Annotated in this window: 17 protein-coding genes; 5 read left to right on the plus strand and 12 right to left on the minus strand. The window is 66.8% G+C overall.

Going from position 1 to position 25,140, the window contains the following annotated elements; all coding sequences use genetic code 11:
• Window positions 1-88 precede the first annotated feature (88 nt).
• On the minus strand, window positions 89-931 hold the full coding sequence (locus tag ACO2SS_RS06155; protein ID WP_423276709.1) for an IclR family transcriptional regulator: 843 nt from the start codon (window positions 929-931) through the stop codon (window positions 89-91).
• A gap of 164 nt (window positions 932-1,095) precedes the next feature.
• Between ACO2SS_RS06155 and ACO2SS_RS06160 the strand changes: the two genes are divergently transcribed.
• Genes ACO2SS_RS06160 through ACO2SS_RS06180 form a run of 5 tightly spaced genes read left to right on the plus strand, consistent with a single transcriptional unit; the run spans window position 1,096 to window position 5,154 of the window.
• Entirely contained in the window at window positions 1,096-1,860 is a 765-nt protein-coding gene (locus ACO2SS_RS06160) for an SDR family NAD(P)-dependent oxidoreductase (protein ID WP_423276710.1), read from the plus strand.
• A gap of 31 nt (window positions 1,861-1,891) precedes the next feature.
• Window positions 1,892-3,145, plus strand: coding sequence for an ABC transporter substrate-binding protein (locus ACO2SS_RS06165; protein WP_423276711.1), 1,254 nt, complete (start codon window positions 1,892-1,894; stop codon window positions 3,143-3,145).
• A complete protein-coding gene (locus tag ACO2SS_RS06170; protein WP_423276712.1) occupies window positions 3,142-3,897 on the plus strand; it encodes an SDR family NAD(P)-dependent oxidoreductase in 756 nt (251 codons plus the stop codon). The genes ACO2SS_RS06165 and ACO2SS_RS06170 overlap by 4 nt, the downstream gene beginning before the upstream one ends.
• Before the next feature lie 28 nt (window positions 3,898-3,925).
• A complete protein-coding gene (locus ACO2SS_RS06175) occupies window positions 3,926-4,717 on the plus strand; it encodes an SDR family NAD(P)-dependent oxidoreductase (protein ID WP_423276713.1) in 792 nt (263 codons plus the stop codon).
• Between the two features lie 11 nt (window positions 4,718-4,728).
• Complete coding sequence (locus ACO2SS_RS06180; protein ID WP_423276714.1) at window positions 4,729-5,154, plus strand: cupin domain-containing protein; 426 nt, start codon at window positions 4,729-4,731, stop codon at window positions 5,152-5,154.
• 95 nt (window positions 5,155-5,249) lie between these two features.
• On the opposite strand, the gene ACO2SS_RS06185 is transcribed toward ACO2SS_RS06180, so the two are convergent.
• From ACO2SS_RS06185 to ACO2SS_RS06235, 11 genes are all read right to left on the minus strand, one after another.
• Window positions 5,250-11,453 (minus strand): autotransporter outer membrane beta-barrel domain-containing protein, encoded by a 6,204-nt coding sequence (locus ACO2SS_RS06185; protein WP_423276715.1) that lies wholly within the window; start codon window positions 11,451-11,453, stop codon window positions 5,250-5,252.
• Between the two features lie 809 nt (window positions 11,454-12,262).
• A complete protein-coding gene (locus tag ACO2SS_RS06190) occupies window positions 12,263-13,066 on the minus strand; it encodes a DUF1194 domain-containing protein (RefSeq protein ID WP_423276716.1) in 804 nt (267 codons plus the stop codon).
• Window positions 13,067-13,548: 482 nt separating this feature from the next.
• Complete coding sequence (locus ACO2SS_RS06195; RefSeq protein ID WP_423276717.1) at window positions 13,549-14,145, minus strand: MarC family protein; 597 nt, start codon at window positions 14,143-14,145, stop codon at window positions 13,549-13,551.
• A gap of 335 nt (window positions 14,146-14,480) precedes the next feature.
• Window positions 14,481-17,660, minus strand: coding sequence for a multidrug efflux RND transporter permease subunit (locus ACO2SS_RS06200; protein ID WP_423276718.1), 3,180 nt, complete (start codon window positions 17,658-17,660; stop codon window positions 14,481-14,483).
• Between the two features lie 3 nt (window positions 17,661-17,663).
• Window positions 17,664-18,833: an efflux RND transporter periplasmic adaptor subunit gene (locus ACO2SS_RS06205; RefSeq protein WP_423276719.1), complete on the minus strand. Its 1,170-nt coding sequence runs from the start codon at window positions 18,831-18,833 to the stop codon at window positions 17,664-17,666.
• 51 nt (window positions 18,834-18,884) lie between these two features.
• The gene (locus tag ACO2SS_RS06210) at window positions 18,885-19,481 is read right to left on the minus strand and encodes a TetR/AcrR family transcriptional regulator (protein WP_423276720.1); all 597 of its coding nucleotides are present in this window, start codon (window positions 19,479-19,481) and stop codon (window positions 18,885-18,887) included.
• A 693-nt stretch (window positions 19,482-20,174) separates the two neighbouring features.
• Window positions 20,175-21,416: an MFS transporter gene (locus ACO2SS_RS06215; protein WP_423276721.1), complete on the minus strand. Its 1,242-nt coding sequence runs from the start codon at window positions 21,414-21,416 to the stop codon at window positions 20,175-20,177.
• 304 nt (window positions 21,417-21,720) lie between these two features.
• Window positions 21,721-22,113 (minus strand): rhodanese-like domain-containing protein, encoded by a 393-nt coding sequence (locus ACO2SS_RS06220; protein ID WP_423276722.1) that lies wholly within the window; start codon window positions 22,111-22,113, stop codon window positions 21,721-21,723.
• A gap of 630 nt (window positions 22,114-22,743) precedes the next feature.
• Window positions 22,744-23,460, minus strand: a complete 717-nt coding sequence (locus ACO2SS_RS06225) for an ABC transporter ATP-binding protein (protein WP_423276723.1) — start codon at window positions 23,458-23,460, stop codon at window positions 22,744-22,746.
• Window positions 23,457-24,209 (minus strand): ABC transporter ATP-binding protein, encoded by a 753-nt coding sequence (locus ACO2SS_RS06230; protein ID WP_423276724.1) that lies wholly within the window; start codon window positions 24,207-24,209, stop codon window positions 23,457-23,459. Before ACO2SS_RS06230 ends, ACO2SS_RS06225 begins: the two co-directional genes overlap by 4 nt.
• The gene (locus ACO2SS_RS06235) at window positions 24,202-25,140 is read right to left on the minus strand and encodes a branched-chain amino acid ABC transporter permease (RefSeq protein ID WP_423276725.1); all 939 of its coding nucleotides are present in this window, start codon (window positions 25,138-25,140) and stop codon (window positions 24,202-24,204) included. The genes ACO2SS_RS06230 and ACO2SS_RS06235 overlap by 8 nt, the downstream gene beginning before the upstream one ends.

Raw genomic sequence — 25,140 nt, forward strand, 5'->3', positions numbered from 1 at the left:
GGCTTTTGCACAGGCCGCGATCCTCTGTCGGACGGCCTTTGGCCACCTCGCGGATGGCGCTAAAAAGTCTCACATAGTGTGACTATCGTCAAATCTCGTTTTTGCTTCTCGGCGTCGCCGAGCGCGATCCCCTGCTCGAAGGCGGTCTCGGACGCGCAGGTTTCGGTGTCGGGAGCGAAGCATCCTCCGCCGAACGGGAGATAGCGGCGCTTATCTGTTCGGCGGTGTTGGTGAGGCGGCCCGAGAATATCTCCATGCCCTCCGTATCGAAGCGACTCTCGGGAATGGCCAAGACGAGGCTCCCGAGGACGCGCTGCTCGCGATCGAAGAGCGGCGCGCCGAGACCGATCAGCTCGGGCACGACCTCTGCCCGCGTGACCACGATTCCGGCGCGTCGCAGCCTGGCCATCTGGCTGCGGAACTCATCCCAGGACTCGCCGAGGCCCGCCGCCCGTATCTCGGCCGCGTGCCAGGCCATCATGTTGCGCAGGTGGTAAGGGGGAAGATGCGCCAGAATGGTCTTCGCCATGGCGCCCCGAAACATCGGCATGGGCCGGCCGCGCTCGTAGGCTTGCGGGACGGTGCTGTCGGGCCAGACCAGATCCACGCACATGACCTTGTCGCCGTAATAGCTGCACAGCATCACGTTGGCGCGCAGTGCGGCCGAGAGTTCCCGAAGCGGCCCGGCCGCCTGGGTCAGCAGCGGGTCCGTCATTCGCATCAACCGGTCGAGTTCGATGATGCGGGGCCCCAGCGCATGGGTCCCGCCGGTCGCCGGCGCGAGAAGCCCGGCATCGGTCAACGACTGCAGGTAGCGATAAGCCGTCGCCCGCGACGCCTCGGTCAGATCGATGACGTCCTCGATCCGGATCCTCGTCCGGTTCTCCCGGAAGAGGCCGAGGATTCCTAGCATCTTATCGAGGCTGCTCATCGCCGATCTCGGTTGCGTCATGGCGCGATGTAGAACGCCGGGAGCGCCGAGCCGAAGCCCCACCTGCCGGAAAGCGCATCGAGCCGGTCAGAAATCGCTTGCCTTCCAATCACAGTATCGCGCAAAAGTCTCGTATAGTGCGATTAACGCACAGAGATCACGGGATGGAACGTGTGGGACGGCTGGCGGGAAAGGTCGCCTTCATCACCGGAGCGGGATCCGGGATCGGGCGCCACGCGGCAGAACTTTTCGCCCGCGAAGGCGCCAAGGTCGCCATCGCCGAGCGTGACGCCGCCTCGGGCGAAGAGACGCGGAGCCGAATCGAGCAGGCCGGCGGCAAGGCGCTCTTCATCCAGACGGATGTGACCGAGGAGGAGAGCGTGAGGGCGGCGGTCGCCGCCACGGTGGAGCGCTTCGGCGCACTCCACATCCTCTACAACAATGCCGGGGGCTCGACCCTCGCGGACGGTCCGGTGACCGAGTGCCCGACCGACGAGTTCTGGCGCGCCATCAAGCTCGACCTGTTCGGAACCTGGCTGGTCTGCCGGCACGGCATCCCGGAGCTCGTGAAGGCGGGCGGCGGGTCGGTGATCAACGCCTCGTCGGTGGTGGCCCATATGGGCTGGCCCGGAAAGGACGCCTACACGGCCGCTAAAGGCGGGATCGCCGCGCTGACACGCTCGATGGCGGTGGAATTCGCACCGCAACGCGTGCGCGTGAATGCCGTCGCGCCTTGCGTCACCCGGACACCCCGCGTGGTCGAGCAGTTCGGGGCCTTGGAGACGACCCGCAAGCTTGCCGAGCAGCATCTCGTCGGGCTGGCGGAGCCGGAGGACGTCGCCATGGCGGCACTGTTTCTCGCCTCTGACGAGTCGGCCCGCACGACGGGTCACATCCTCCAGGTCGATAGCGGCCTGACGATCTCCTGATCGAAATCGGGACAACGAGCGAGGGAACGGCATGACATCGGTTCGACATGGCTCCTGGATCGCGGCCGCGGCGCTCGCCGGTCTTCTCGGTCACGCCGGCGCCGTAGCGGCTCAGGGCGCCCCTCGCCTCAGCGGCGACGTCGTGCGGATCGGCGTCCTGTCGGACATGGCCGGCCCGAGCGCAGATTCCTCCGGTCCCGGAGCAGTCGTCGCCGTGAAGATGGCCGTCGAGGATTTCGGCGGGAAGGTGCTCGGCAAGCCGATCGAGGTCGTCTCCGCCGACCACCAGAACAAGGCGGATATCGGCGCCGGCATTGCGCGCGGCTGGTACGACGAGGGCGTCGACGTCATCGTTGACCTCACGAATTCCGCGGTCTCGCTCGCCGTCCAGGACCTCGCGCGCCAGAAGCAGCGGTTGGCAATGCATGTCAGCCCGGCCTCCTCCGATCTCACCGGACGGGCCTGCTCGCCGTACGGCCTGCACTGGACCTACGACACCTATGCCCTCGCGAGCGGCACGGCAGCCGCGGTGACGAAGCAGGGCGGCAAGAGCTGGTTCTTCCTCACGACCGACTACGCCTTCGGCCATGCGCTTGCCCGCGACGCCTCCGAGGTGGTCAAGCGGCTCGGCGGAACCGTGGTCGGCGAGGTTCGCCACCCGCTGAACAGCCCGGACTTCTCGTCCTTCGTCCTGCAGGCGCAGGGCTCGAAGGCGCAGGTCGTCGGGCTCGCCAACGGCTCCGGCGACACCATCAACTCGATCAAGCAGGCCCGCGAGTTCGGGCTGACGCAGTCCGGCCAGAAGCTCGCCGCCCTCCTCCTCTTCATCTCGGACGTGAACGCGATCGGCCTCGAGGCGGCCCAGGGCGTCATGCTGACCGAGGCCTTCTACTGGGACCAGACGGACGAGACCCGCGCCTTCTCCAAGCGTTTCGCCGAGCGGTTCAACGGCCGCAAGCCCAGCATGCTTCAGGCCGGCGACTACACTGCGGTCACGCACTTCCTGCGCGCGGTCGAGAAGGCGGGGACGGACGACGCCGCCACGGTGATGGCCACCATGAAGGCGACTCCGATCAGCGACTTCATGACCAAGCGCGGCTGGATCCGCGAGGACGGGCGCGTGATGCGCGACATGTATCTCTACCAGGTGAAGAGCCCGGCCGAGTCGAAGGGCCCTTGGGACTACTACAAGCTCCTGGCGACCATCCCGCCCGAGGAGGCCTTCCGCCCCCTCGACAAGGGCAATTGCCCGCTCGTCACCGGCAACACCCGGAGCGGCGGATGACCCCGATCCTTGCCGGCCGCACGGCGATCGTCACGGGAGCCGGGGCTCCGGACGGGATCGGCTTCGCAACGGCCCGGCTCTTCGTCGAGGCGGGCGCGAAGGTGCTCCTCGCGGATATCGACGGAGCCGGCGCGAAGAGGCTCGCCGCCGAACTCGGTCCGGCCGCGCTCGGGCTCGAGCTCGACGTCGCCGACAAGGCCGCCTGCGAAGCGATGGTGCGGGCGGCGCTCGACGCCTTCGGCCGCGTGGATGCGCTCGTGAACAGCGCCGGCATCGTCCAGACCCGTCGGCTCCTGGAGGTCACGCCCGGGGACCTCGACGCCATCCTCGATGTGAACCTTCGCGGCACCCTGCAGATGTGCCAGGCGGTCGTGCCCGCGATGACGGATGCGGGGGCGGGCTCGATCATCTGCATCGCATCCATTGCGGCGCAGAGGGGCGGGGGCCTGATGGGCGGCCCGCATTACGCGGCCTCGAAAGGCGGCGTGCTGGGCCTCGTGAAGGCCATGGCGCGCGAGCTCGGCCCGCGCGGGATCCGCGTGAACGCGATCAATCCCGGGGTCATCATGACGGGCATGAATCGCGGCGTGTTCAGCGAGGAGCAGCAGGCCGGCATGCTCGCCAACATCCCGCTCGGGCGCTTCGGCACCCCGGCAGACGTCGCGGGCGCATGCCTGTTCCTCGCCTCCGAGCTCTCGGCCTACATCACGGGCACCGAGACGGATGTGAACGGCGGGCTCCTCATCCACTAGGTCGCGCAGAGCGAACGGAGATTCTCGAATGGCCGCACTCGACGGCAAGGTGGCGATCGTCACGGGCGGGGCTCGCGGCCAGGGCGCGGCCGAGGCGCGGCTGTTCGCACAATCCGGGGCTGCGGTGGCGATCTGCGACGTGCTGGAGGCAGAAGGGGCCGACTTGGCGCGAAAGATGGAGGCGGCCGGTCACGCCTGCCGCTTCTGGCACCTCGACGTCTCCTCGCCGGAAGCCTGGGCGCGAGTGGTCGGCGAGGTCGCGGCCTGGCGCGGCCGCCTCGACATCCTCGTCAACAATGCCGGCATCATCAACCGCAGCACGATCGCGGCGACGGAGCCGGCCGCCTGGTCGCGCCTCATCGAGATCAACCTGACAGGCGCATTCCTGGGCATTCGGGCCGCGGCGCCAGCCATGAAAGCATCCGGCGGGGGCGCCATCGTCAACATCGCCTCGCATGCAGCCTTCTCGGCCCATTATGACCCGGCCTATACGGCGAGCAAATGGGGCCTGCGCGGCCTCACGCGCACGGCCGCGATGGAGCTCGTCTCCGACAACATCCGCGTGAACGCCGTTTGCCCCGGGCTCGTCGTGACCGGCCTGAATGCGAATTCCCCGCATCTCGAGCCCATGATCCGGATGACGCCAATGCGGCGCCCCGGCACTCCCGAGGAGATCGCCGAACTCGTCCTCTTCCTCGCCAGCGACGCGTCGAGCTTCATCACCGGCGAGGACTTCGTCATCGATGGCGGCTTCATCGCGGGCGCTCCCTACCGCCGCGTCGCGGCCGAAACCGGCATCCTCCCCGAGATCCAGAACTGAAGGAGCACACCATGAGCGCAACAGTCAGGCCCGTCGTCACGCGCAAGAACGAGGAGGACCGCGGCACCGGCCAGTCGGGCGGCGCGGTCAGGATCTCGGGCGTGAGCCCGCAGCACACGCCCGCGACGAAGATCTGGTACGGCAAGGTCTCGAACGAGCCGGGCTTCCGCTCCCTCCCCCACCACCACGGCGACGCCGAGACGGGCGGCTACCTCTTCAAGGGTCGGGGCCGCATCTATTTCGGCGAGAACTACTCCGAGTGGGTCGAGATGACCGAAGGCGACTTCGTCTTCGTGCCGCCGAACTTCAACCATGTCGAAGCCAACATGAGCACGACGGAGGAGCTCGTCTGGATCACCTGCCGGACCCCGGACAACATCGTCGTCAACCTCGACGACGTCGACGATTCCCTCCTCGAGGGCTACCGGCGGGCTTAGCGCGAGTTCGAGGATTATAGCAGGAGGACGAAAGGACTCCTGCTGCTGGCGGCCCGCACGCTCCTTGCCATGCAGCCGACGGGCCCTGCCTGGCCTCAGAAGCGATAGGACAAGCGGGCGCTTCCCATCTGGCCCGTGAAGTCGCGCCCGAGCTGCGCGTGGTACTCGGCCGTCACCTCGAAGCCGCCGGCCGATATGGCCTGCAGGCCCAGGCCGAGATCGGCCAGGGTGTCGGGAGTGCGCGCGACGGTCTGGAAGCTTGCCACTGCCGCCGGCGCGCCTTGGAGGCGCGCAGTGCCGACCACCCGGTCAGAGGAGAGGAAGCTCATGCCCACGGACGCGTAGGGGCGGAATGTCACGCCGGCCGCCTCCAGTCGGCCGCCGATCTCGATCGCCGGGTTGGCGACGAAGACCGTCTTGTTGATACCCTCGACATCCAGGTTGTAGCCGGGCGCCCCGTATTCCCCGTAGCGCGACACGCGGTCGTGGATGACGTCCAGGTCGAGATAGGGCTTGGCATACCAGTCGCCGAACACGAACTGATGCGAGACGCGAAAGCGGCCTGCCGCCGAGAGCACGTCCGCCCGGCTGCGGGCAAGCGCGCGGTTCTCGTCGAAGTCGATCGATCGCCTGTTCGCGAGGCGGCCGATGCCGAGATTGCCGGACAGGGCGAATTGCCAGGGGCCGATCTGGTGCTTCAGAGCCGCCGACACGTCCCCGGCATTTTCGCGCGTCAGCGAAATGCCGTCGGGGATGGTGCGCTCGGCGGCCGTGTAGCCGCCCGACAGGCCGAAGAACCAGTTGCTCGCGAACTCTCTCTGCAGGCCGATCCGATAGGTCAGTCCGCTCTGGCGATAGCCGCTGTCGTCATGGGACGTTCCGTGGCGGTTGAGCGTTCCCGTGACCCGACCCCAGACGCAATCGCCCTCCTGCAGCAAGGCGGATCCTGGCACGAAGCCGGGGCAACTCATGACGGCCTTCAGCCCCGACCGGGTCCGCAGCACGTTGGTCACGCTGGCATATTGGTTAGCCTCCGGCGTGAGCTCGGACAGGTCGGCGCCGTAGCCGCGCTGGGAGATCGTCGAGGCGAAGCGGGCGAAAAGCGGGCTTTGGCCGATTGAGCGCGTATCCCAGGCCTGCTGGACCTGCCCGGCCACTGCCTTCTGGTCTGCCGACAGCGTGACACCCGAGGGATCGGCGAAGTTCGCCTTGGGGGAGAGCGAAAGCGAGTTCCCGGCCTGCACGAGCTGCCAGGTTACCGGCACGGAGCCCGATTGGAGCGTCGCCGGCGTCGCTGAGGCCGTACCGGATACGCGGAGGGTCTCGTCGGATCTGAGGAAGGTATAATTGCCAGGAAGGAGGCCGCCCACGATGTTCGGGCGCACGGTGCCCGCGATGTAGGCTTCCTTCGTCGCGTGGAGCAGGTCGCTCCCGAGAACGCCGCTGCCGGTCGCCGCCGAGACGTCGACCTGAAGCGTCCCAGCTCTCTCGAGCATGAAATAGCCGGCGAGGTCCGTGGACGCGATCGTGCCCGTCCCGCGGACATCGAAGATGCCGGCACTGCGGGCGATAGCGCCGCCGAGATTCACGCGCGCGCCCGTGACGATGGTGCCGGTCCCGAGGTTCTCGAGATCGTAGCCACTGGCATCGATGTTGCCCGTTATGGCCCCGGCATTTCGGATCGTGCCGCTGCCGGCAACGGTCTGAATGGCCTGACCGGATCGGGCGCTGACGGCGCCGCCGCGCTGCACCGCGAGGACATTGGCAAACCCGCCGTCGATCCGGATCCCGGCCCCGGCCTCGCTGCCGCCAGCAGCCTTGCCCTGCACGTCGATATTGATCGAGCCGCCTCGCCTGCGCGGGTCGATCGTGCCGTCGGCCTTCTGCACGCCGCTCTGGGCGAAGATGGCGTAGGCATTGGGCCCGGAAGCAGCGATGTTGCCGGCGACGTTGATCGTGATGGCGCCTCCCGCGCCGTTCGCCTGCTTCCGCCCATCCTGGTTCGAGCTCAGTTCGACTCGCGCACCGTCCGCGTTAGTGACCAGGCCGCCGCCGCCGCCAAGGCTTTGCGCGAAGATGCCATGGGCTGCGGCGCCCCTGGTGGCTATCTCCACGCTCGCGCCGGGCTTCGTCTTGACCGTGATCGCGCCACCATCGCCGCTCGACCCGCCATCCGCCACAAAGGCGGGCCAGGACTTGGCCGAGACCCCGATATTCCCCATGCCGCCATAACCACCGCCGCCACCGACGGATTGCGCGAAGACGGCATGCGAGCCGACGCCATCCGTGGTGATGGAGGATGTCCCGTCGAACTGGACCGTGACGGCGCCGCCATTGCCGGCAGCGCCGCCCTTGCCGCCGAAGGCCGCATAGCCCTGCAGCGCTCCGCCCCCGGCGGCGCTGCCGCCGAAGCCGCCGCCGCCGCCGATCGACTGCGCGAAGATGCCGAATGAGCCCGGGCCGTGGGTCAGGATCGTGCCCGAATGCGTGACCTCGGCGCGGCCGCCATTGCCTCCGCCCGTCCCGTTCGCCCCGAAATTCAGGTTCAGGCCCGGAGCCGGGATGATGGTCGTATCGTCGTCATACGTCGCGAGCCCTGCTGGCGGCGCAACGCCGAGCTTCGTCAGCATCCCGACCAGAGCATCGAGTGCTTCCTGCTCCTCCGGATCCGGAGAACGGAGGAAGCTCAGCGGCTCCTTCGGCTTGGCCTGCTGGATGAAATATGCGCCGCCGCCCCCGCCGACGCTCTGCGCAACGACCGCATGCGCGCCGGCCCCCTTGGTCTCGACCGTGCCGGAATTCGTCACGGTCGCGAGGCCGCCATCGGCGCTGAGGCCGCCCGCCCGCCCGAACGTGACATTCGCCGAAACCGAGAAGGAATTGGCGTTGGCGCTCGCGCCGCCGACACCGCCGCCTCCGCCGACGCTCTGAGCCAGGATCCCGTAGGCCATGTCGCCGCGGGTGGTGATCGTGCTGGAATTGGTGACGGTGGTCGTTCCGCCGGCCCCGCCCGCCTCGCCCCTGCCGCCGAACGTGAGGTTCACGTTCATCACGTTCTCGCCGCTGGTGAAGCCGGCCCCGCCGGCTCCGCCGCCGCCTCCGATCGACTGGGCGAGGATCCCGAACGCGCTCGCGCCGTGCGTATCGATGGTTCCGGCATTGGTGACCGTCACCGCGTCACCCGCGCCACCGCCCCCACCGATGCCGCCGAGCGTGAAGTTCACCGACGCCTTCGGCAGCTTGGTCGCGTCCTTCGATTTCAGGACGTCCTGGTTGAGCTCGTTGATCTTGTCCGTGAATTTGTACTGGGCCGCGGCCAGCGCGACGAAATAGCTGGATTTGAGGATCTTCTGTGCGATCGGATCGTCCTTGCCGAGCGCCGTGACAGCGCTGAACAGCGACTTCGCCGCGTTCAGGGCCTTCCTTCCTCGAGTCGCCGGCTTGTTGTCGTCCTTCTCCTTTGCCGACGACATGTAGCCCTTCAGGGCGTCTCCCGTCTTGTAGGCATTGACCCCGTCCTTTCCGAGCTGGGTCACGATCGCCTTCAGCTTGTCGTTGCTGGCAAGGCTCGGCTCGTCCCTGATGATGGATGCGATCTTGTCTCCGATGAGTCGCAGCGATTCCTCGAAGCCCGGGGCGCTCTTGCGCTCTCCCGCGAAGGTCCCGCCGACGCCGCCGCCCCCGCCGACCGATTGCGCCAGGATCCCGTGCGATCCTGCGCCGTCCGTGCGGATGGACGCGCCCTTGGCATTCGTGACCTCGACGGTACCGCCGGCGCCACCTTTGCCGCCCTTGCCGCCGATCTGGAGGTTGAGGGCCGCGGTGCCGCTTCCCTGGCCGAGAAAGCCTCCGGCCGTGCCGCCCCCGCCGCCGACGCTCTGGGCGAAGATAGCGGTCGCGTTCGAGGCCTCCGTCTGCACCCTGGCGCGGTTTGTCAGGACGACCGCTCCGCCGATGCCGCCGTCCCCGCCCGTGCCTCCGACCGTCGGGTTGAGCGTGAAGGAATTGGCAAGCTTGAAGGATTTCACAGCGGCGTCGGCCATGTCGCTCCAGGAGAAGCCCTGGGACGCTGCCGTTTGACCGCTGCCCGCAGATCCACCACCGCCGCCGATGCTGGCTGCGGAGATGCCCGTCGCGAATTCCCCGAAGGTTTGAACCAGGGCATCGTTGGTGACCTCGACGCGGCCCCCCTTGCCGCCGCCACCGCCGGAACCGCCGACCCCGATCGTGAGCGCCGTGTCCAGCGACAGGCCGACGAAGTTGCTGGTCGCGGCACCGGTATCCGCCTTGCCGCCGCCGCCTCCGGTGCTGAGCGCCTCGATGCCGATCGCGCCTGCCCCGTGGGTCGTGACGGCTGCCAGGTTGCCGACAGTCACGTAGCCGCCGTTGCCGCCGTCGCCTCCACTGCCGCCAACCGCCACGGACAGGGTCACCGTCGGATATTGCGGAAGTCCGATCGACAGCGCGTAGGAATTGGCCGCCCCGGCCAACCCGCCGCCGCCCCCGATGGATTCGGCGAAGATGCCGCCCGAGCCCGCGCCCTCCGTGGTAATCTCGGAGTGATTGTACGCCTCTACCCGGCCGCCGTTGCCGCCCTTTCCGCCATGCCCTCCGACGGCAAGCGCAAAGCTTCCAAGCACGCCTGCGGCGTTGGCGCTCGCGCTTCCGCCGACGCCGCCGCCCCCGCCGACGCTTTGCGCGAACAGGCCATAGGAGCGCTCACCCCAAGTGTCGATGCTCGCGGGTGCGTCCGGATTCCTGCTGCCGGTGACGAGCACATGGCCGCCATCGCCCCCGCCGCCGCCCGCGCCCCCGACAGCGAACGACAGGAAGGCTCCGAACGATCTGGCAGTACCGCCGTTGCCGCCGCCCCCGCCGACGCTCTGAGCCACGATGCCGGCCGCGTCGTCGCCCTCAGTCCAGATCGTTCCCCGCTGGATGACCTCGACGGAGCCGCCATTGCCGCCGGAGCCGCCCTCGCCCCCCTTCCCGAAGAACAGGAAGCCGCCCGATCCGCCGGCGCCGCCCCCGGCGCCGTCCGTCAGCTCTTTCAGGGTGAGCGCCTTGGGCTGGAAGGCATCGAGCGCATTTCCGCCGCCCACGCTCTGGGCCAGGATCGCCGAGGAACCGAGGCCGGAGGTGACGACGAGGCCGCTATTGGCCACGGTTATGCCGCCGCCCTGACCTGCCGCGCCCCCGCGGTCGCCGAACAGAATGCCGTCCGCGCCCTTCCCGCCGGAGCCGCCGACGGATTGGGCCACGATGCCGTAGGAGAGATCGCCCGAGGTCATGATCGTGCCCGGGTTCTCGGCCCGCACATAGCCGCCGGCGCCCCCGGCACCGCCGGGGCCGATGTTGTACGAGCCGCCGCCATTGCCGCCGATGCTCTGGAGCACCACGGCGACCGCGTGGTCGCCCTCGGTGGAAACCCAGCCGCGGTTGACGAACCGGACGGCCGGATCCGCGAGCGTAGTCCCCAGGCTAGCGCCTCCGGCCCCGCCGCCCCCTGGCGCCCGGGTGAGCAGCCGGGAGCCGTTCCCGCCCAGGGATTCGACGACCACCGCGGGAGCATTGTGACCCAGCGTCGTGACGGAAGCCTTGCCGTCGATCGTCACGGCTGCCTTGCCGCCTGCGCCGCCAGCCCCGCCGGAGCCGTTCCAGGGATAAGTCGAGTCTCCCATCGCGCCGCCAGCATCTCCGCCCTGCGACGTCGCCCGGATCGCGGCATTGTTGGCGGCCGTGGTCCCGATATCCTTGTTGATCGTGGCGGATACCGCTCCGCCCGCTCCGCCGGCGCCCGAACGTGAGAGGCGGCCGGTGCCCGTGCCCGGACCGTTCCCGCCCACGCCGCCGGCCGAGAGCAGCCAGATCAGAGGCACGCCCTTGGTGGGGGCCGTTGTCGAGGCCTCGACGACGCCGTTGTGGCGATAGGTGACCTCGCCCCCCGGGCCTCCCGCGCCACCGCTCATCGTCACGAAGTCGGTGAAAGTGATGCCGCCGCCTTTTCCGCCGGTGGAACTGAGCTCGACCGCCGGCCGGTCCGGCTGCGGCGCCGTGACGGTGCCGCCAAGGCCGAGGTCCACCGCGGGGCCGGCGGTGCCTGGCTTCGGCGCCGTGCCGTCCGCTCCCGGCGCGCCGACCGTGATCCGGCGCACAGGCGCCGTCCGGCCGTCGATCGATTCCGCGCCAACTTGGGTCGCGGAGAGGCTCAGGATCGCAACCGCGCTGATTCCCTCGCCGAGCCGCCGCATCCACCACGAAAGGAACAGCGAGTCGCCGCGCCCAGACAAATCGAACATGACTCTCTGCTTTGCCCCAACCAAGGTTCTGTCGCGAACCTATGGTTTCCAAACCCTTAATTGGGCTTCCTAGATTGTCTTGCTGTGACGGCGGCACGAATTCACAGGAATATGGAAGACATCCGCGAGCAATGAATGGGTGCAACGCGCGAACAACTTAGAATTGCCGACCTCAAGCGTGAGCCTGGACCTATCAGACCGAACAGTCCAGCACCAGATGTTGCAAGCAACAGTGTGTGGGACGCTGCTGAGCTCGGGTCCCTTGAGAACTCTCCGAAGCGGCGCGATCGCTGTCGTGTCGCGGGCGGTGGACTGGCCAGAGGGAGGCGCTCTTCGTGCGAATCACCGCAAAATGAGCGCATGGCGGGCCGATCAGCTCGGCATGGCTTGAGCGAATCGACGGCGACGCGGCGATCCCTCGTCCATGGGTACGTAGTTTGGCTGAATGAGGGGCTCGCCATCGCGGGCCGAGATGGATGTTGCCGCGGCTCGAACCGTCGCGAACTTGGGGGGGCTGTGACCTCGTCCGACTTCGTGTCGCCCATATCCGCATCGGAAACCCGATCCGGCTTCGCACCACCGAGCACTGTCCGATATCTCGGGATCGAGATGGACGACGCCTTGGTCCCCTCCGAGCGGACGGACCTCTGAACCAGTCACCGGCGGCTCATACCCGCCGAGATCATCAAGGCTCATGATCGGTGGGAAGGGGAAGGCATGCTGACGGCGCACTCTGGACGAGGTAGCCTATTCCCTCGGGCATCTCGGGGCAGCGCGCTACCTCGCGGACGGTCTTCGGCTCCGCTCGGTTACGGCTCATATCGCTGCCGCCGGTTTATCTCGCCGATCATACAATTCGACCGCTCTCGGCCCTGAATAAGCCGGGTCAGCGGCTCGGACACGGGAGCCGCGGCGATTTCCCGAACCAGCTTCGTCCTGACCGCGTCAGAGAAGTCCCTTGCTTCGCGAACGGGCACGATGAACGCGCCCGGCCCGCCGATCACGCAGTCCTCGTAGTAATGGTCGAGGTTCTCGATGTCGCCGAAGCCCGTCGGCCGCTTCACCATGAAGGGGAGTCCATTGATCGTGATGCCCTGAGCGATGGCTTCGTCCCGCGCCGCGGTGACGACCCGTCCCACGTTGTTGGGGCCGTCCCCGGAGACGTCGATGACGCGACGAACGGGATCGAGCCCGCTCTCGCTGTGCAGCTTGAGTCCGAAGTCGATCGCGCCCGAGATCGATGTCGAGTAGATGCGCCCGATTGGTGCTTGGGCTAGACGATCGGCGAAGGCGGCCGAGTCTTCCGGGCCCGATAGCAGCGTCCAGGGCACCACCACGGTCTGCTGAGTTGGGCCGGACCACTCCATGTAGACGACACCGATCCGTCCGATGGCCCCCTTTCGGATCGCGTCGTGGACGGCCATCGACCGGAAAGCCTCGACGAAGCCATCGCGCTGAAGTCGCTGCTCATCGTTGTCCATGGAGCGCGAGACATCGACCGCGAGCACCAATGCGACGTCCACTTCAGTTTCGGCCCGAACCTCCGAGGCGGACGCCAGCACGGAGCTGAGGCCCACCGCAACGATAAGGGCCAGCAGCGGAGGGATGGCCATGCGCATCGAGGTTCCCCACTCGGACTCGCGGATCGTATCGAGCCCGCAGAGATGCGTCATCTCGGAACAGGTAACCGGCCGAATGCAAGGAGATGCAGGAGGCCTGGAGCCGAACTGGCGGCGTGGCAACCTCAGCCGAGCCAAAGCCGTTAACTCGCTGGCAGCGCCGTTCGTATCGTGCGGAGGAGCAGATGAAGTGGCGGGGCTTACATTGGATCTCGGCAGGCAAGGTGATGGTCGATGCCGGTCAACGGTGCGTCTACGTTACTGAGGAGGACTATGTACGGCTGAAGCTCTCGCCGCCTTTGGACAATCTCGAACGGCTGGGGCAGCAGTTGAGCGCGTCTGGACCCGGGAAGCCTGCACGGTCTAGCAGGAACCCCGAACGGTAACGGCCTCGACGCCTCCAGGGCGTGCCGCCAGGGCCGCGTGCGAAAACGCGCTCCGCCTTCTCGCACAGAGCGAGCCCGGCGAAGGACGTTTCAGCTCGCAGTCACCTTGGAGAGGAATTGCGCCGCGCCGCTCATGATCATCTCGACCGCAACGATAACGAGCAGCATTCCCATGAGCCGCTCGATCGCAAGCAATCCCCGGTCGCCCAGCAGCTTCCGGAAGTCGCTGGCCAGGTAAAGGATCACGGCGGCAGCAAGCCACGCGAGGCAAATGGCTGCCACCCATTCCGGCCAGCGGTGAGGCTCGCGGGTCATGAGGAGGAGCTCTGTTGCGAGCACGGACGGCCCTGCCGTGTAGGGGACCGCGAGAGGAACCACGAACGGCTCGGCAACATCCTCCCGAAGTGGCCGATCGGGTGTGGGGAAGATCATGCGGACGGCGATCAGGAGTAGGACGATACCGCCAGCCGCCGTCAGGGCTGCCGGGGAGACATTGAGCAGGCGCAGGAAAACCTGCCCTCCGAAGAGGAACGCCAGCATCACGAGCAGGGCGATACCGAGTTCCCGCAGGATGATGGCATGGTGCCGCGCCGGGTCCACCTTCCTGAGCGCGGACAGGAACAACGGCACGTTCCCGAGCGGGTCCATCACGATGAACAAGAGCACAGCTGCGGATGTGACATTCATGGCGGGGCCCTGTTCGCTTCCGCCGGGTGTCAGCGGTGTGGGGCAGAGCCCCGCCAAAGCCACCGTTCTCAGGCCAGCGCCCGCGCGGGTGAGACGCTACATCATCAACGGTACCGAACCGACTCCCCTCGTCTTCCCAGTATGTTCCCGAACCCCGGTGAGCCAATGTCTTGAGGACGATGCTCCGGCCTACTGCCGCCTCCCAATGCGCCGGAAAAGTTCGGGTGTTCTTGCCCGCGCGTGACCGCCCGCATCATGAACGGGCGGCGTGTCGGCATTCGAGTGCGGGTATCAGAGAGGCGCCATTCGGTCCGAACATCCAGCACCGAGACGCCTCAATGAGCCTCGGCCGCGCCTTCCGTCCGGCCGATGGCGGAAGGCGTACCGCTCGAAGTCTCAGGCCTCCCTTCCGCGGACACCGGTCTCACGCCCCGGCCGAACATCGACATGACGAATACGAAGAAGGCCGGAACGAAGAAGATCGCCAGGACCGTCGCGGAGATCATGCCCCCGAGCACGCCCGTACCGATGGCATTCTGGCTGGCCGCGCTCGCGCCAGAAGCGATGGCGAGAGGCACCACCCCGAGTGTGAAGGCCAGCGAGGTCATCAGGATCGGCCGAAAGCGCAGGCGCGCGGCCTCGACCGTCGCCTCACGCAGCGACATGCCCTGCTCGCGCAGGTCGTTGGCAAACTCGATGATGAGGATCGCGTTCTTCGCCGACAGTCCGATGATCGCGATCAGCCCGACCATGAAGTAGACATCGTTCGGCATGCCGCGCAGCGTCACGGCCGCTACAGAGCCGATCACGCCGAGCGGCACGACCATCATCACCGAGAGCGGGATCGACCAGCTCTCGTAGAGCGCCGCGAGCAGCAGGAACACGAACAGGATGCTCAGCGCGATCAGGAACGGCGCCTGCGAGCCTGACTGGATCTCCTGCAGAGATTGCCCGGTCCACTCGTAGCCGAACCCCGCCGGCAGGTCGCGCGCCAGCCGCTCCATCTCGGCGATCGCAGCGCCCGAGGAATATCCTGGGGCGGCCTGACCGGCGATGCGCACGGCCGGATAGCCGTTGTAGCCCACCACCTGCGTCGGCCCCTTCTGCCACTCGATCGTGGCGAATGCCGAGAGCGGCACCATTCCGCCATGGACGTTGCGCACGTTCAGGCGCAGCAGGTCGTTCGCCTGCATGCGCTGTCCCTCGTCAGCCTGCACGGTGACGCGCTGCATGCGACCGTCGTTGGGGAAGTCGTTGACATAGGCCGAGCCGAGATTGGCCGAGATCGTCGCGTTGACGTCCGCGAAGGCGACGCCGAACGTGTTCGCCTTTTCGCGGTCGATGACGAGGTTGACCTGGGCGGCGTCGGCTAGGCCCTCGACGCGCAACCCGGCGAGGATCGGGCTCTGGCGGGCAGCGTTGAGCAACTGGGTTCGCGCCTGCGACAGTGCCTCCTGGCCGCGACCCGCACGGTCCTGCAGCCGGAACGTGAAGCCGGTCGAGTTGCCGAGGCCGGAAATCGGAGGCGGCGAGAGCGCGAAGGTCTGCGCATCCCTGATCTGCTGCATCTTCCCGTTGATCCGCCCCGAGATCGCGGCGGCGGAATCGCTCCGGCCGCGCTCGCTCCAGTCCTTGAGCGTGATGAAGGCGAGCGCCGCATTCTCGCCCGCTCCGGAGAAGCTGAAGCCGGAGATGCCGAGGATGCGCGAAACGGCAGGCTCCGCCAGCGCGATCTTCTCGATCTGCTGGATGACCTGGAATGTTCGGTTGGCGCTCGCCTCCGGCGGAGCCTGGACGTCGACGAGCAGGAAGCCCTGGTCCTCGTTGGGCAGGAACGCGGAGGGCAGGCGCACGAAGCTCCAGCCCAGCCCGACGAGCAACGCCAGGTAGATGACCATGTAGCGGCCGGGCTTGCGTGCGATCCCACCGACCATGCCGGCATAGCCGTTGGTCGCGCTGTCGAACTTGCGATTGAACCAGCCGAAGAAGCCTTTCTTCTCGTGGTGCCCCTTCGGGACCGGCTTCAGGAAGGTGGCGCAGAGTGCGGGCGTCAGGGTCAGCGCCAGGAAGCCCGAGAACAGGATCGAGACCACCATCGTCAGGCTGAACTGCTGGTAGATGATCCCGACCGCACCGGGGAAGAACGCCATCGGCACGAACACCGCCGTGAGCACGAGCGTGATCCCGATGATGGCACCGGTGATCTGGGCCATCGCCTTGCGGGTGGCTTGCTTCGGCGGCAGCCCTTCCTCGGCCATGATGCGTTCGACGTTCTCGACCACCACGATCGCGTCGTCCACGAGGATGCCGATCGCCAGCACCATCGCGAACATCGTGAGCACGTTGATGGAGAATCCGGCCGCGAACATCACCCCGCAGGTGCCGAGCAGCGCGACGGGAACGACCAGGGTCGGGATCACCGTGTAGCGGAAGTTCTGGAGGAACAGGAACATCACGACGAACACGAGCACCATCGCCTCGAGGAGCGTGTGCAGCACCTTCTCGATGGAGACCTTGACGAAGGGCGAGGTGTCGTAGGGAATTTCGTACTTCAGCCCGGGCGGGAAAAAGCGGGCGAGTTCCTCCATCTTGGCGCGGACCGCGGTCGCCGTCGCCATGGCATTGCCGGTGGGCGAGAGCTGCACGCCGATGCCGGCGGCCGGCTGCCCGTTCAGCCTGGTCGAGAAGTTGTAGGATTCACCCCCGACCTCGACCCGGGCCACGTCGCGCAGGCGAACCGAGGAGCCGTCGGTATTCGCACGCAGCACGATCGCGCCGAATTCCTCCGGCGAGGTAAGCTGGCCCTTGACCAGCACGGTCGCCGACAGCTGGGTTCCGATCGGGTTGGGTCTGGCGCCAATTCGTCCGGCTGCGACCTGTGCGTTCTGGGCTGTGATCGCGTCGATGACATCTGTGGAGGTCAGCCCGAGACCGAGCATCTTTTCCGGGTCCATCCAGATGCGCATCGAGCGCTGCGTCGCAAAGAGCTGGGCACTGCCCACACCCGGCACGCGACGGATCTCGCCCAGCACGTTGCGGCTGATGTAGTCGCCGAGGCCGACGGCATCGAGCCGACCGTCTTCCGAGATCAGCACGGCGAAGAGCAGGAAGCTCGTGCCCGCCTGCTCGACCCGCATGCCCTGCTGCACGACGGTGCGCGGCAGCCGCGGCTCCACGCGGCTGATCCGGTTCTGCACCTCGACCTGCGCTTCGCCGATCTCGGTGCCCGGCGCGAAGGTGACCGTGATGTTGATGCGCCCGTTCGCCTCCGAGGTGGACTCGAAATAGAGCAGGCCCGGAACGCCGTTGAGCTCCTCCTCAACGGGGCGGGTGACGCTCTGGTAGATTTCCTCCGGAGAGGCCCCGGGATAGTTGGTGCCGATCGTGATCTGCGGCGGAGCGACGTTCGGATACTGGGCAATCGGCAGCATCGGGATGGCGATGATCCCGGCGAGCATGATGAAGATCGCGACGACCCAGGCAAAGATCGGCCGGTCGATAAAGAAGCTCGGCATCGATCAACCCTGCTTGCCGTTCTCGGCGGCGTCGGACGAGGCGGGCTTCCACGGCTCACCCTTGAAGCGCGCGCCAGGGCGTATTTTCTGGAAGCCCTCGGCGACGACCTCTTCGCCGGGCTTCAGGCCACCGTCGATGACCTGATCGTTGCCTAGCGCTCGGCCCGTCACGACAGGCCGGAGATCGAGCGTGCCATCGTCCCGCAGCACGTAGACGCTTGCCTGACCGCCCCCGTCGCGCTGCACGGCCTGCAACGGGACGGCAATCGCGTCGCTCTGGACGCCGCGCTCGATCAGGACGCGGACATACATGCCCGGCAGGAGGTCGCCGTCCGGGTTTGGAAACTCGCCACGCAGCGTGACCTGCCCTGTCGTCGCGTCGACCGTCGCTTCCGAGAAAAGCAGGCGTCCGGGATGCCGATACTGGCTCCCGTCATCGAACAGGAGCCGGACGTTCGCCGCATCCGGATCGCCCTTGGTGATCGCGCCTTCCTGCAAGGCCCGCCTGAGCCCGAGGAGCTCGCCGGCCGATTGCGTGAAGTCGGCGTAGATCGGGTCCAGCTGCTGGATCGTGGCCAGGCTCTCGGGGGAATTGGCCGACACGAGCGCTCCCTCCGTAATGAGCGCACGGCCGATGCGGCCACCGATGGGGGCGGCAACCTCGGAATACTCGAGATCGAGCTTGGCGGCCGCGAGGCCAGCCCTGGCGATGGCGACATCGGCGTCAGCCTGCGCCAGAGCGGCCGTCGCGCTCTCGAATTGCTGCGCGCTCGCAACGTTGCGCTCGCGCAGCTCGCGCACGCGGTCCGATTGTTGCTGCGCCTGGAGACGGACCGCCTCGGCTCGCTTCAGGGTCGCCTCGGCGCTCTCCACCCGGACCCGAAAAGGCGCCGGGTCGATCCGGTAGAGAACGTCGCCTGCCTTGACGATGCTGCCTTGCGTGAACACGCGTTCGACCACGATACCGGACACGCGCGGCCTCACCTCCGCGATGCGCGTAGGCGCGATCCGGCCCGGCAGATTGTTGGTGACCGGGAGGGGCTTCGGCTCGACCTTGATTGTGCCGACCGCAATCGGCGGCGCCTCTGCAGGAGCCGCGGCCTTGCGGTCCTGATCGGTGCAAGCGCTGACAAGCAACGCGACGAGAATGAACGAGCACAGTCGAGCCTGCACGAAGGTTACCTTGCGCTGTGATTGAGATTGGTGAGGTGAGTCTTGGTCACGTCACCGAGGAACTTTGTTGGGCAGCGCAGCGTCGTGCTCGACGTGCGCCGGTGATTGGGTGCGGAGCCAATCGATCTCACTCAGGACCCGCTCGCGCTGCTCTGGCGGGAAGGCGTGGAGGCCGAACCATTCGAGAAGCGTGAGACCCTCGAGCGCCAGGAAGGCCAGGAGCGCACCGCGCGGGTGCTCCGACGTGGCCTCGATCTCCTCGATCCAGCGACGATAGGCTTCCTGGATCGGGTGCCGCAGCGTCGCGTTCTGCGCGGCCGCGGCGCAAAGGCTGATCGCGACGGCCCTGTCCTCGTCGCTGACGGACCTGACCGCCGCCGCGATGCGCCCTCGAATTGCCGCGTCCGCCCTCTCCCCGATCTGCGCCGTGACCGTCTCGACGCGCTCGGTCTCGGCGGCCACACGCTTCTCGATGATCGCGCGGATCAGGGCTTCCTTGGTGCCGTAGTCGTAGAGGACGCTTGCCTTGCTGATATTCGCCTCGGCCGCGACCGCCTCGAGCGTCAGCTTGGCCGCGCCGTCCCGGCTAACGACGCGCTGCGCGGCATCCAGCACGGCATCTCGGTTGATAACCCTACGACGACCCATTCTCGCTCATTCGAATATCCGACCGGATGGATATTAATTTTCAAGCGCCCGGGCTGTCAAGGAAGCGCTCCTGCTGGGGCTCGCCGATGGGGGCGCCTCAGGATGAATCGGGGGCTTCGGTGGCGCTGCCTGCCTGAGACCTTGAACTTGGCGTGTTCGACACCATCTCTCCGTCACAGGGTTGGGCTCGCCTCTTCGGCTTGAGCGACCCTGTACCTACCGCACCCGTCCCGGCAGACAGTCCGGCGCTGTGATCGTGTAGGGCAGAGGCGCCCGCCGGTGAGAGCCGAGCGGGCGTTTTCATGTCTCGTTCTCGTCGGCTTCCAGAATCGGCTCATCGCCAGCCTGGGCCGGCTCTGGCCCTAATCTCCGACCGCTGCGGCTCCCGGGTAGTGCCGAAATGCCTGGGAGGTAGCCCGCCGGGCCTCAGCCCAGCAGCAGGAGGTTCGCTGCGATCGCGACCGTGCAGACCACGATCTCGGCTATGACGATCTGGAACATGCTCGCCTCCTGGCTCACACCCGGAAACTAAGCCCGCGCGGCCAGCTGTGTCCGTGTCCCGAAACACACAGGGCGAATGTTTCAGAGGAGTCGGTTCGGAAGAATCCCGAGTACAGGTCGGTGCGCGGAGCCGGTTCGCAGGCGCAGAGCCGCCGAGGATTTGCACGGCTACAAACAGCAACGAACGTTAACTCACCCCGGCGCCCATCGGCTCGTCCAGAGCTTCCGCCAGGCCGTGAAGGTTGCCGCGATACTGAACACCCCGAGAACGCTGAAGATCTTGAGCGCGGCGGGGGCGCCGACGACGTTCGCCAGCGATCCCACCAGAACCAGCCCCAAGGGAGAAACGCCGATACAGACTGAAAGGATGCCGAAGGCTGCTCCGCGCAGAGCAGGCGGGACGGCCATGAAAACGAGGGTCGATTGCATGACGCTGAAGCCGGCCCCGCCGAGGCCGACGGCGAGGAGGATCGCGACAGCTGCGACCGGGTCACCCGCGGTTGCGAACGCTCCCATCATGACAGCGAAGATCCCAGCGCCCAGAACGTACAACCGGCCGAACCAGCGCCGCGGAGCAAACGAGCCGATCAGGATCGCGCCAAGAAGGGTCGCGGCACCATCGATGCCGGTCAGTACCCCTGTCCAATCCGGCTTCAGGCGCAACACGTCCTGGCTGATGACCGGGATCAGGCTGACCATCGGCCAGCCAAAGATGTTGAACAGGATGGTGATGAGCAGCAGCCCGCGGAATCGGTCGTTGAGGCTGATTTCGCGCCAGCCGTTGAGCAATTGCGTCAGCACCGGAGTCGCTGTGGTGTTTTGATCCTTCGTCCGAGGCTCAAGAGCAAGGGCTGCCAGAAGCCCAACAAAGTATAGGAGCGCCCCGCAGAAGAAGGCTCCATGGATCCCGGCGGCAACCATCAGGATGCCGCCGATCGCCGGACCGAGAACACGGCTCGCATTGTTGCTGCCGACATCGACGGCCATCGCGGTTCCGAGACGCGACGGGCCGGCGGCCTGCCCCAACAAGGTGCGGCGCACGGGATTGTCGCACGCCCAAGCAATGCCGTTCACAAAACTTGCGATTCCGAGTTGCCAGATCTCAAGCGTCCCCCAGAATGCCAGCGCTGCGATGCTGAGGGACGTCCCCAGGGAACCGATCAGAATAACCATCAAGGCCAGGCGCCGATCGATCACATCCGACCAGGCACCCAAGAAGGCGCCAAAAAGCGCCATCGGAAGCACGCGCCACATCATCATCAGCGCGACTGTGAATTCTGACGAGGTTCGTTGATAAACGAAGACGCTGATCACCAGCGTCTCGAGCCACCTGACCGTGAAGGTCGAGACGCCAATGATCCAGAGCCTGACGAAATCGGGTTCTGAAAAGACGGATCCCGCTCTGGGGGCGCTCTCAGCCCTCTCGTGCGCCAACCAGTTCCTCCCGTCCGACGGCGAGCTTGGAATCGCGCGGGCTGGCCGAGATACCGGCAAGTTACGATCCGCGGCAAGGGGAACGCGCGCCGCCTACACCGTGGATGCGCGGGACCTTGCGGCCGAACAGACGCCGCGCTTACACCCCGCGTTGAGGCAATTTCGGCTCTCGGGCTTGCAGCCGAAGTCCGGCGTTGGCGCGGGCCGGGCCTGAACTTCCGCGCCAGTCCTCCGTCGATCCGACGATCCCGAGCCCTTCAGATCTATCGGATTTCACCGCGAGCAATGAGCGCGATCCCGGCCGCTATGAGGCCGAGGTTGCGGGCTCTGTCGGATGGCCCGCCTCAGCCAGATCCTTAAAGCCACCCAAGTTGAACACTTGCCGGAACCCCATCTCCTGGAGCGTCTTCCCGGCAAGGGCGGAGCGCCCCCCGGACGCGCAGTAGACGAGGACGGTCTTGTCCCTCTGGAAAGCCGGGTCGTGATACTGGCTCTCGGGATCGGCACGGAACTCCAACATCCCGCGTGAGACATTAACGGCGCCCTTGAGCTTTCCAGTCTTCTCGACCTCTGACGGATCGCGAACGTCCACGATCAGAACATTCTGCGCCTTGAGCTTGTCGGCCGCTTCCTGGGGAGAAAGCTTCGGCACGGAAGAGTTCGCTGCCGAAAGCAACTCTTTGACGGTGGTGGCCATCTGACACCTCGCTGATGCTCCTCCCTAAGCCTGACAGAGTAACAGCGCCTCGCCAAATCCGCCCTCCCCGGCTCGTCGTGGCCGCCGTCCCGATCACGAAGAACCCATGACGGCGCTGGTGCCAAGACTTTATCGGCGCAGCTCTTCATCCTCGATGTCGAGAGCGAGCCAGGCATCTCCGTCGCGGCCGTTGTGATCGGGGCGCGGCATCACGGGCGCCAAGGATGTGAATCTCCAGGACCGCGCCTTCGCGACGGAGATCCTCGGGAGAGACTGGCTGCCATGGGGCGCGACCTCGCGGAGGTCGGCGCGTTCGCGACCGAGATCTTCGATACGTTCCCGGCGGTGGGCAGAGTCCTCGGCCGGCTGCTCTGACATACAAGCAACCTGCCGAGCCAGCGCTCCCGCGAGCAGGTTCTCGACATCACCGAAGCCGAGCATGAAGCGACAACGCCGTCTCTCCTCTGTTACCGGCGAATGCCGGGGAGGAGTACGGCCGAAGGGTCATTCCAGTACGACCGGGCGTCAAGGAGCGCTGGACTGAAGCTCGGCTCAAAGCGGGCCCGCAGTCGCAACGGGTCTCGACGGGCCGGCTGTGGCTTCCTCGGTGAGGGCCGGGGATGATCCGGGCTATGCGTGTTCCAGCGTGAGGTGGCGTCCGCGCACCTCCTCGGCCCGGGCAAGCGCGGGACCGTCGCCTTCCCAGACGATGGTCCCGCCGTCGATGATCTGCAGCCGATCGGCTACGGCCATGCAGACATCCAGGCTCTGCTCGACAAGGAGCATGCTAAGGCCCGATCTCTTGAGTTCGCGGACGAGTTCGACCAATCGCTCCACGATGACGGGCGCGAGCCCCTCCGTCGGTTCGTCGAGGAGCAGCACCTTCGGGCCGGTCACGAGGGCGCGGCCGATCGCGAGCATCTGCTGCTCCCCGCCGGACAGTTTCCCCCCCGGCGTACGCCGACGGCCCGCGAGCGCCGGAAACATCGTGAATACATCCGCCGGCTTCCACTGTGCGCCTCGCTGTGCCGCGAGCGTCAGGTTCTCCTCGACGGTCAGCGAGCCGAAGATGCCGCGGTGCTCCGGAACAAGGGAAAGGCCCCGTCGTGCGATCTCGTAGGGCTGAAGGCCCAGCACGTTCTCGCCCCGGAACGTGAGCTTGCCCTCCGTCCGCGCGAGAAGGCCGGTGAGCGCCCGCATGGTGGTGGTTTTCCCCGCCCCGTTCCGGCCGAGCAGGGCGACGAGTTCCCCGTCGTGGATCGTGAGGTTCACACCCTGGAGGATATGGCTCTTGCCGTACCATCCGTTGAGCCCGGCGGCCTCCAGGAGCACTGTGCCGCCGCTCATGCCTGGCTCCCGAGATAGGCTGTGCGCACCGCCGGATCGTTTCGGATCCGGTCGGGGACATCTTCCGCGATCTTGCGCCCCTGGGCCATGACGGTGACGCGATCGGAGATGGAGAGCACGACGCTCATGTTGTGCTCGATCAGGAGCACGGCCATGCTTTTCCTGAGGCCCAGGATGAGTTCCTTGGTCCGGTGGACGTCGTCGATGCTCATGCCGGCGAGCGGCTCGTCGAGGCAGATCATCCTCGGCCGAGCCGCTAGCGCCATCCCGATCTCGAGCGATCGCTGCGCACCGTGCGAGAGATCGCCCGCCCTTGTGGCAGCCCGATCCTCGATGCCGACCTCGCGAAGGATCTGCGCGACCTCGTCCGCGATGTCGCGCCGGGCGGCGGGTGAGCGCCAGAAGACCCACGCCTCGCGGTGGTGGCGCGCCTGCACGGCCAGGCGGACGTTCTCGGCCACGGTCAGGGCGGGATAGATGTTCGTCACCTGAAATGAGCGGGCCATGCCGGCCCGCACACGCCGGTGCCCGGACGCGCGGGTAACGTCCTGGCCGGCAAAGCGAATTGTCCCGGCGTTCGGGCGGCGAACCCCGGTCACCGCGTTGAAGAAGGTCGTCTTCCCAGCGCCATTCGGGCCGATCAGGGCGTGGATGGTATTCGGCAGGACGAAGACGGACATGTCGGTCAGCGCCTGGAAGTCGCCAAACCGAACGCCGATGCCGTCGGCCAGGAGAATCGGCTCAGCCATCGGCGCGCCTCCCGGCAAGCCGCGCCCCGATGCTCCACAATCCTCCAGGGAGATAAAGCACGATCGCAATCAACAGGAGTGCGATCAGCGCGAGCCAGCGTGCCCAGAGCTCCGAAAGAAGCTCGGACACAAGCGTGTAGAAGCCCGACCCGACGAGCGCTCCCGCGGGCGAGCCAACACCACCGATGATGGCCATCACCAGGATGCGCTGGCTCATCTCTAGCTCGATGTTGTTCGGCGGCACGAAGCCCAGGAAGGCGGCATGAAGCCCGCCAGAAAGGCCCGCAATTCCGCCAGCAACGGCGAGCGCCACGATCTTGTAGAGCTTCACGTCGTAGCCCATCGCTTCGCTTCGGGCCTCGTTCTCCCGAATGGCCGTCAGTACGGTGCCGAGCGGCGAGCTGTTGATGCGCTGGACGGCCAGGAAGGCCAGGAGGAATGCGCCGGCGCTGAGGAGATAGAACGAGAGTGCGGAGGCGATCGGCAGGCCGAAGAGAGTGAATGTCCGTGACAGGCCCGAGAAGCCGTTCTCGCCGCCCGTCACATCCTTCCAGGCGAGCATGGCGAAAAAGCCCATCTGCGCGAAGGCCAGCGTGAGCATAACGAAATAGACGCCTTGGCGTCGGACGATCACGGCACCGAGGACGCCGGCGAGCAGCGCCCCGGCAACGGTCGCAGTCACGAGCGTAGGCCCGAGCCCAAACCCGGCATCCCGGAGCAGGATCCCAGCCGCGTAGGAGCCGACGCCGAGATACAGGCCCTGCCCAAAGGACAGGAGGCCGACCGAGCCGAGCAGAAGCGTGACGGACAGCGTCGCGGTGGCAAAAATCGCGACCTGGCTCGCCAACGTCGTCGGAACAAAGATCGGTAAGGCGACCAGCACGGCGACGACGATCGCCGTTGTCACGTCGGGAAAGCGTTGGGCCCCCAT

This window comes from Enterovirga sp. CN4-39, from assembly GCF_049446235.1.
GTDB lineage: Bacteria > Pseudomonadota > Alphaproteobacteria > Rhizobiales > Beijerinckiaceae > Enterovirga.

Bases quoted from the DNA above. Each gene is read 5' to 3' on its own strand.
- ACO2SS_RS06170 (WP_423276712.1), top strand. From the start codon at position 3,142: ATGACCCCGATCCTTGCCGGCCGCACGGCGATCGTCACGGGAGCCGGG.
- ACO2SS_RS06185 (WP_423276715.1), bottom strand. From the start codon at position 11,453: ATGTTCGATTTGTCTGGGCGCGGCGACTCGCTGTTCCTTTCGTGGTGG.
- ACO2SS_RS06200 (WP_423276718.1), bottom strand. From the start codon at position 17,660: ATGCCGAGCTTCTTTATCGACCGGCCGATCTTTGCCTGGGTCGTCGCG.
- ACO2SS_RS06195 (WP_423276717.1), bottom strand. From the start codon at position 14,145: ATGAATGTCACATCCGCAGCTGTGCTCTTGTTCATCGTGATGGACCCG.
- ACO2SS_RS06225 (WP_423276723.1), bottom strand. From the start codon at position 23,460: ATGAGCGGCGGCACAGTGCTCCTGGAGGCCGCCGGGCTCAACGGATGG.
- ACO2SS_RS06160 (WP_423276710.1), top strand. From the start codon at position 1,096: ATGGAACGTGTGGGACGGCTGGCGGGAAAGGTCGCCTTCATCACCGGA.
- ACO2SS_RS06220 (WP_423276722.1), bottom strand. From the start codon at position 22,113: ATGGCCACCACCGTCAAAGAGTTGCTTTCGGCAGCGAACTCTTCCGTG.
- ACO2SS_RS06175 (WP_423276713.1), top strand. From the start codon at position 3,926: ATGGCCGCACTCGACGGCAAGGTGGCGATCGTCACGGGCGGGGCTCGC.
- ACO2SS_RS06180 (WP_423276714.1), top strand. From the start codon at position 4,729: ATGAGCGCAACAGTCAGGCCCGTCGTCACGCGCAAGAACGAGGAGGAC.
- ACO2SS_RS06235 (WP_423276725.1), bottom strand. From the start codon at position 25,140: ATGGGGGCCCAACGCTTTCCCGACGTGACAACGGCGATCGTCGTCGCC.
- ACO2SS_RS06155 (WP_423276709.1), bottom strand. From the start codon at position 931: ATGAGCAGCCTCGATAAGATGCTAGGAATCCTCGGCCTCTTCCGGGAG.
- ACO2SS_RS06230 (WP_423276724.1), bottom strand. From the start codon at position 24,209: ATGGCTGAGCCGATTCTCCTGGCCGACGGCATCGGCGTTCGGTTTGGC.
- ACO2SS_RS06210 (WP_423276720.1), bottom strand. From the start codon at position 19,481: ATGGGTCGTCGTAGGGTTATCAACCGAGATGCCGTGCTGGATGCCGCG.
- ACO2SS_RS06190 (WP_423276716.1), bottom strand. From the start codon at position 13,066: ATGGCCATCCCTCCGCTGCTGGCCCTTATCGTTGCGGTGGGCCTCAGC.
- ACO2SS_RS06165 (WP_423276711.1), top strand. From the start codon at position 1,892: ATGACATCGGTTCGACATGGCTCCTGGATCGCGGCCGCGGCGCTCGCC.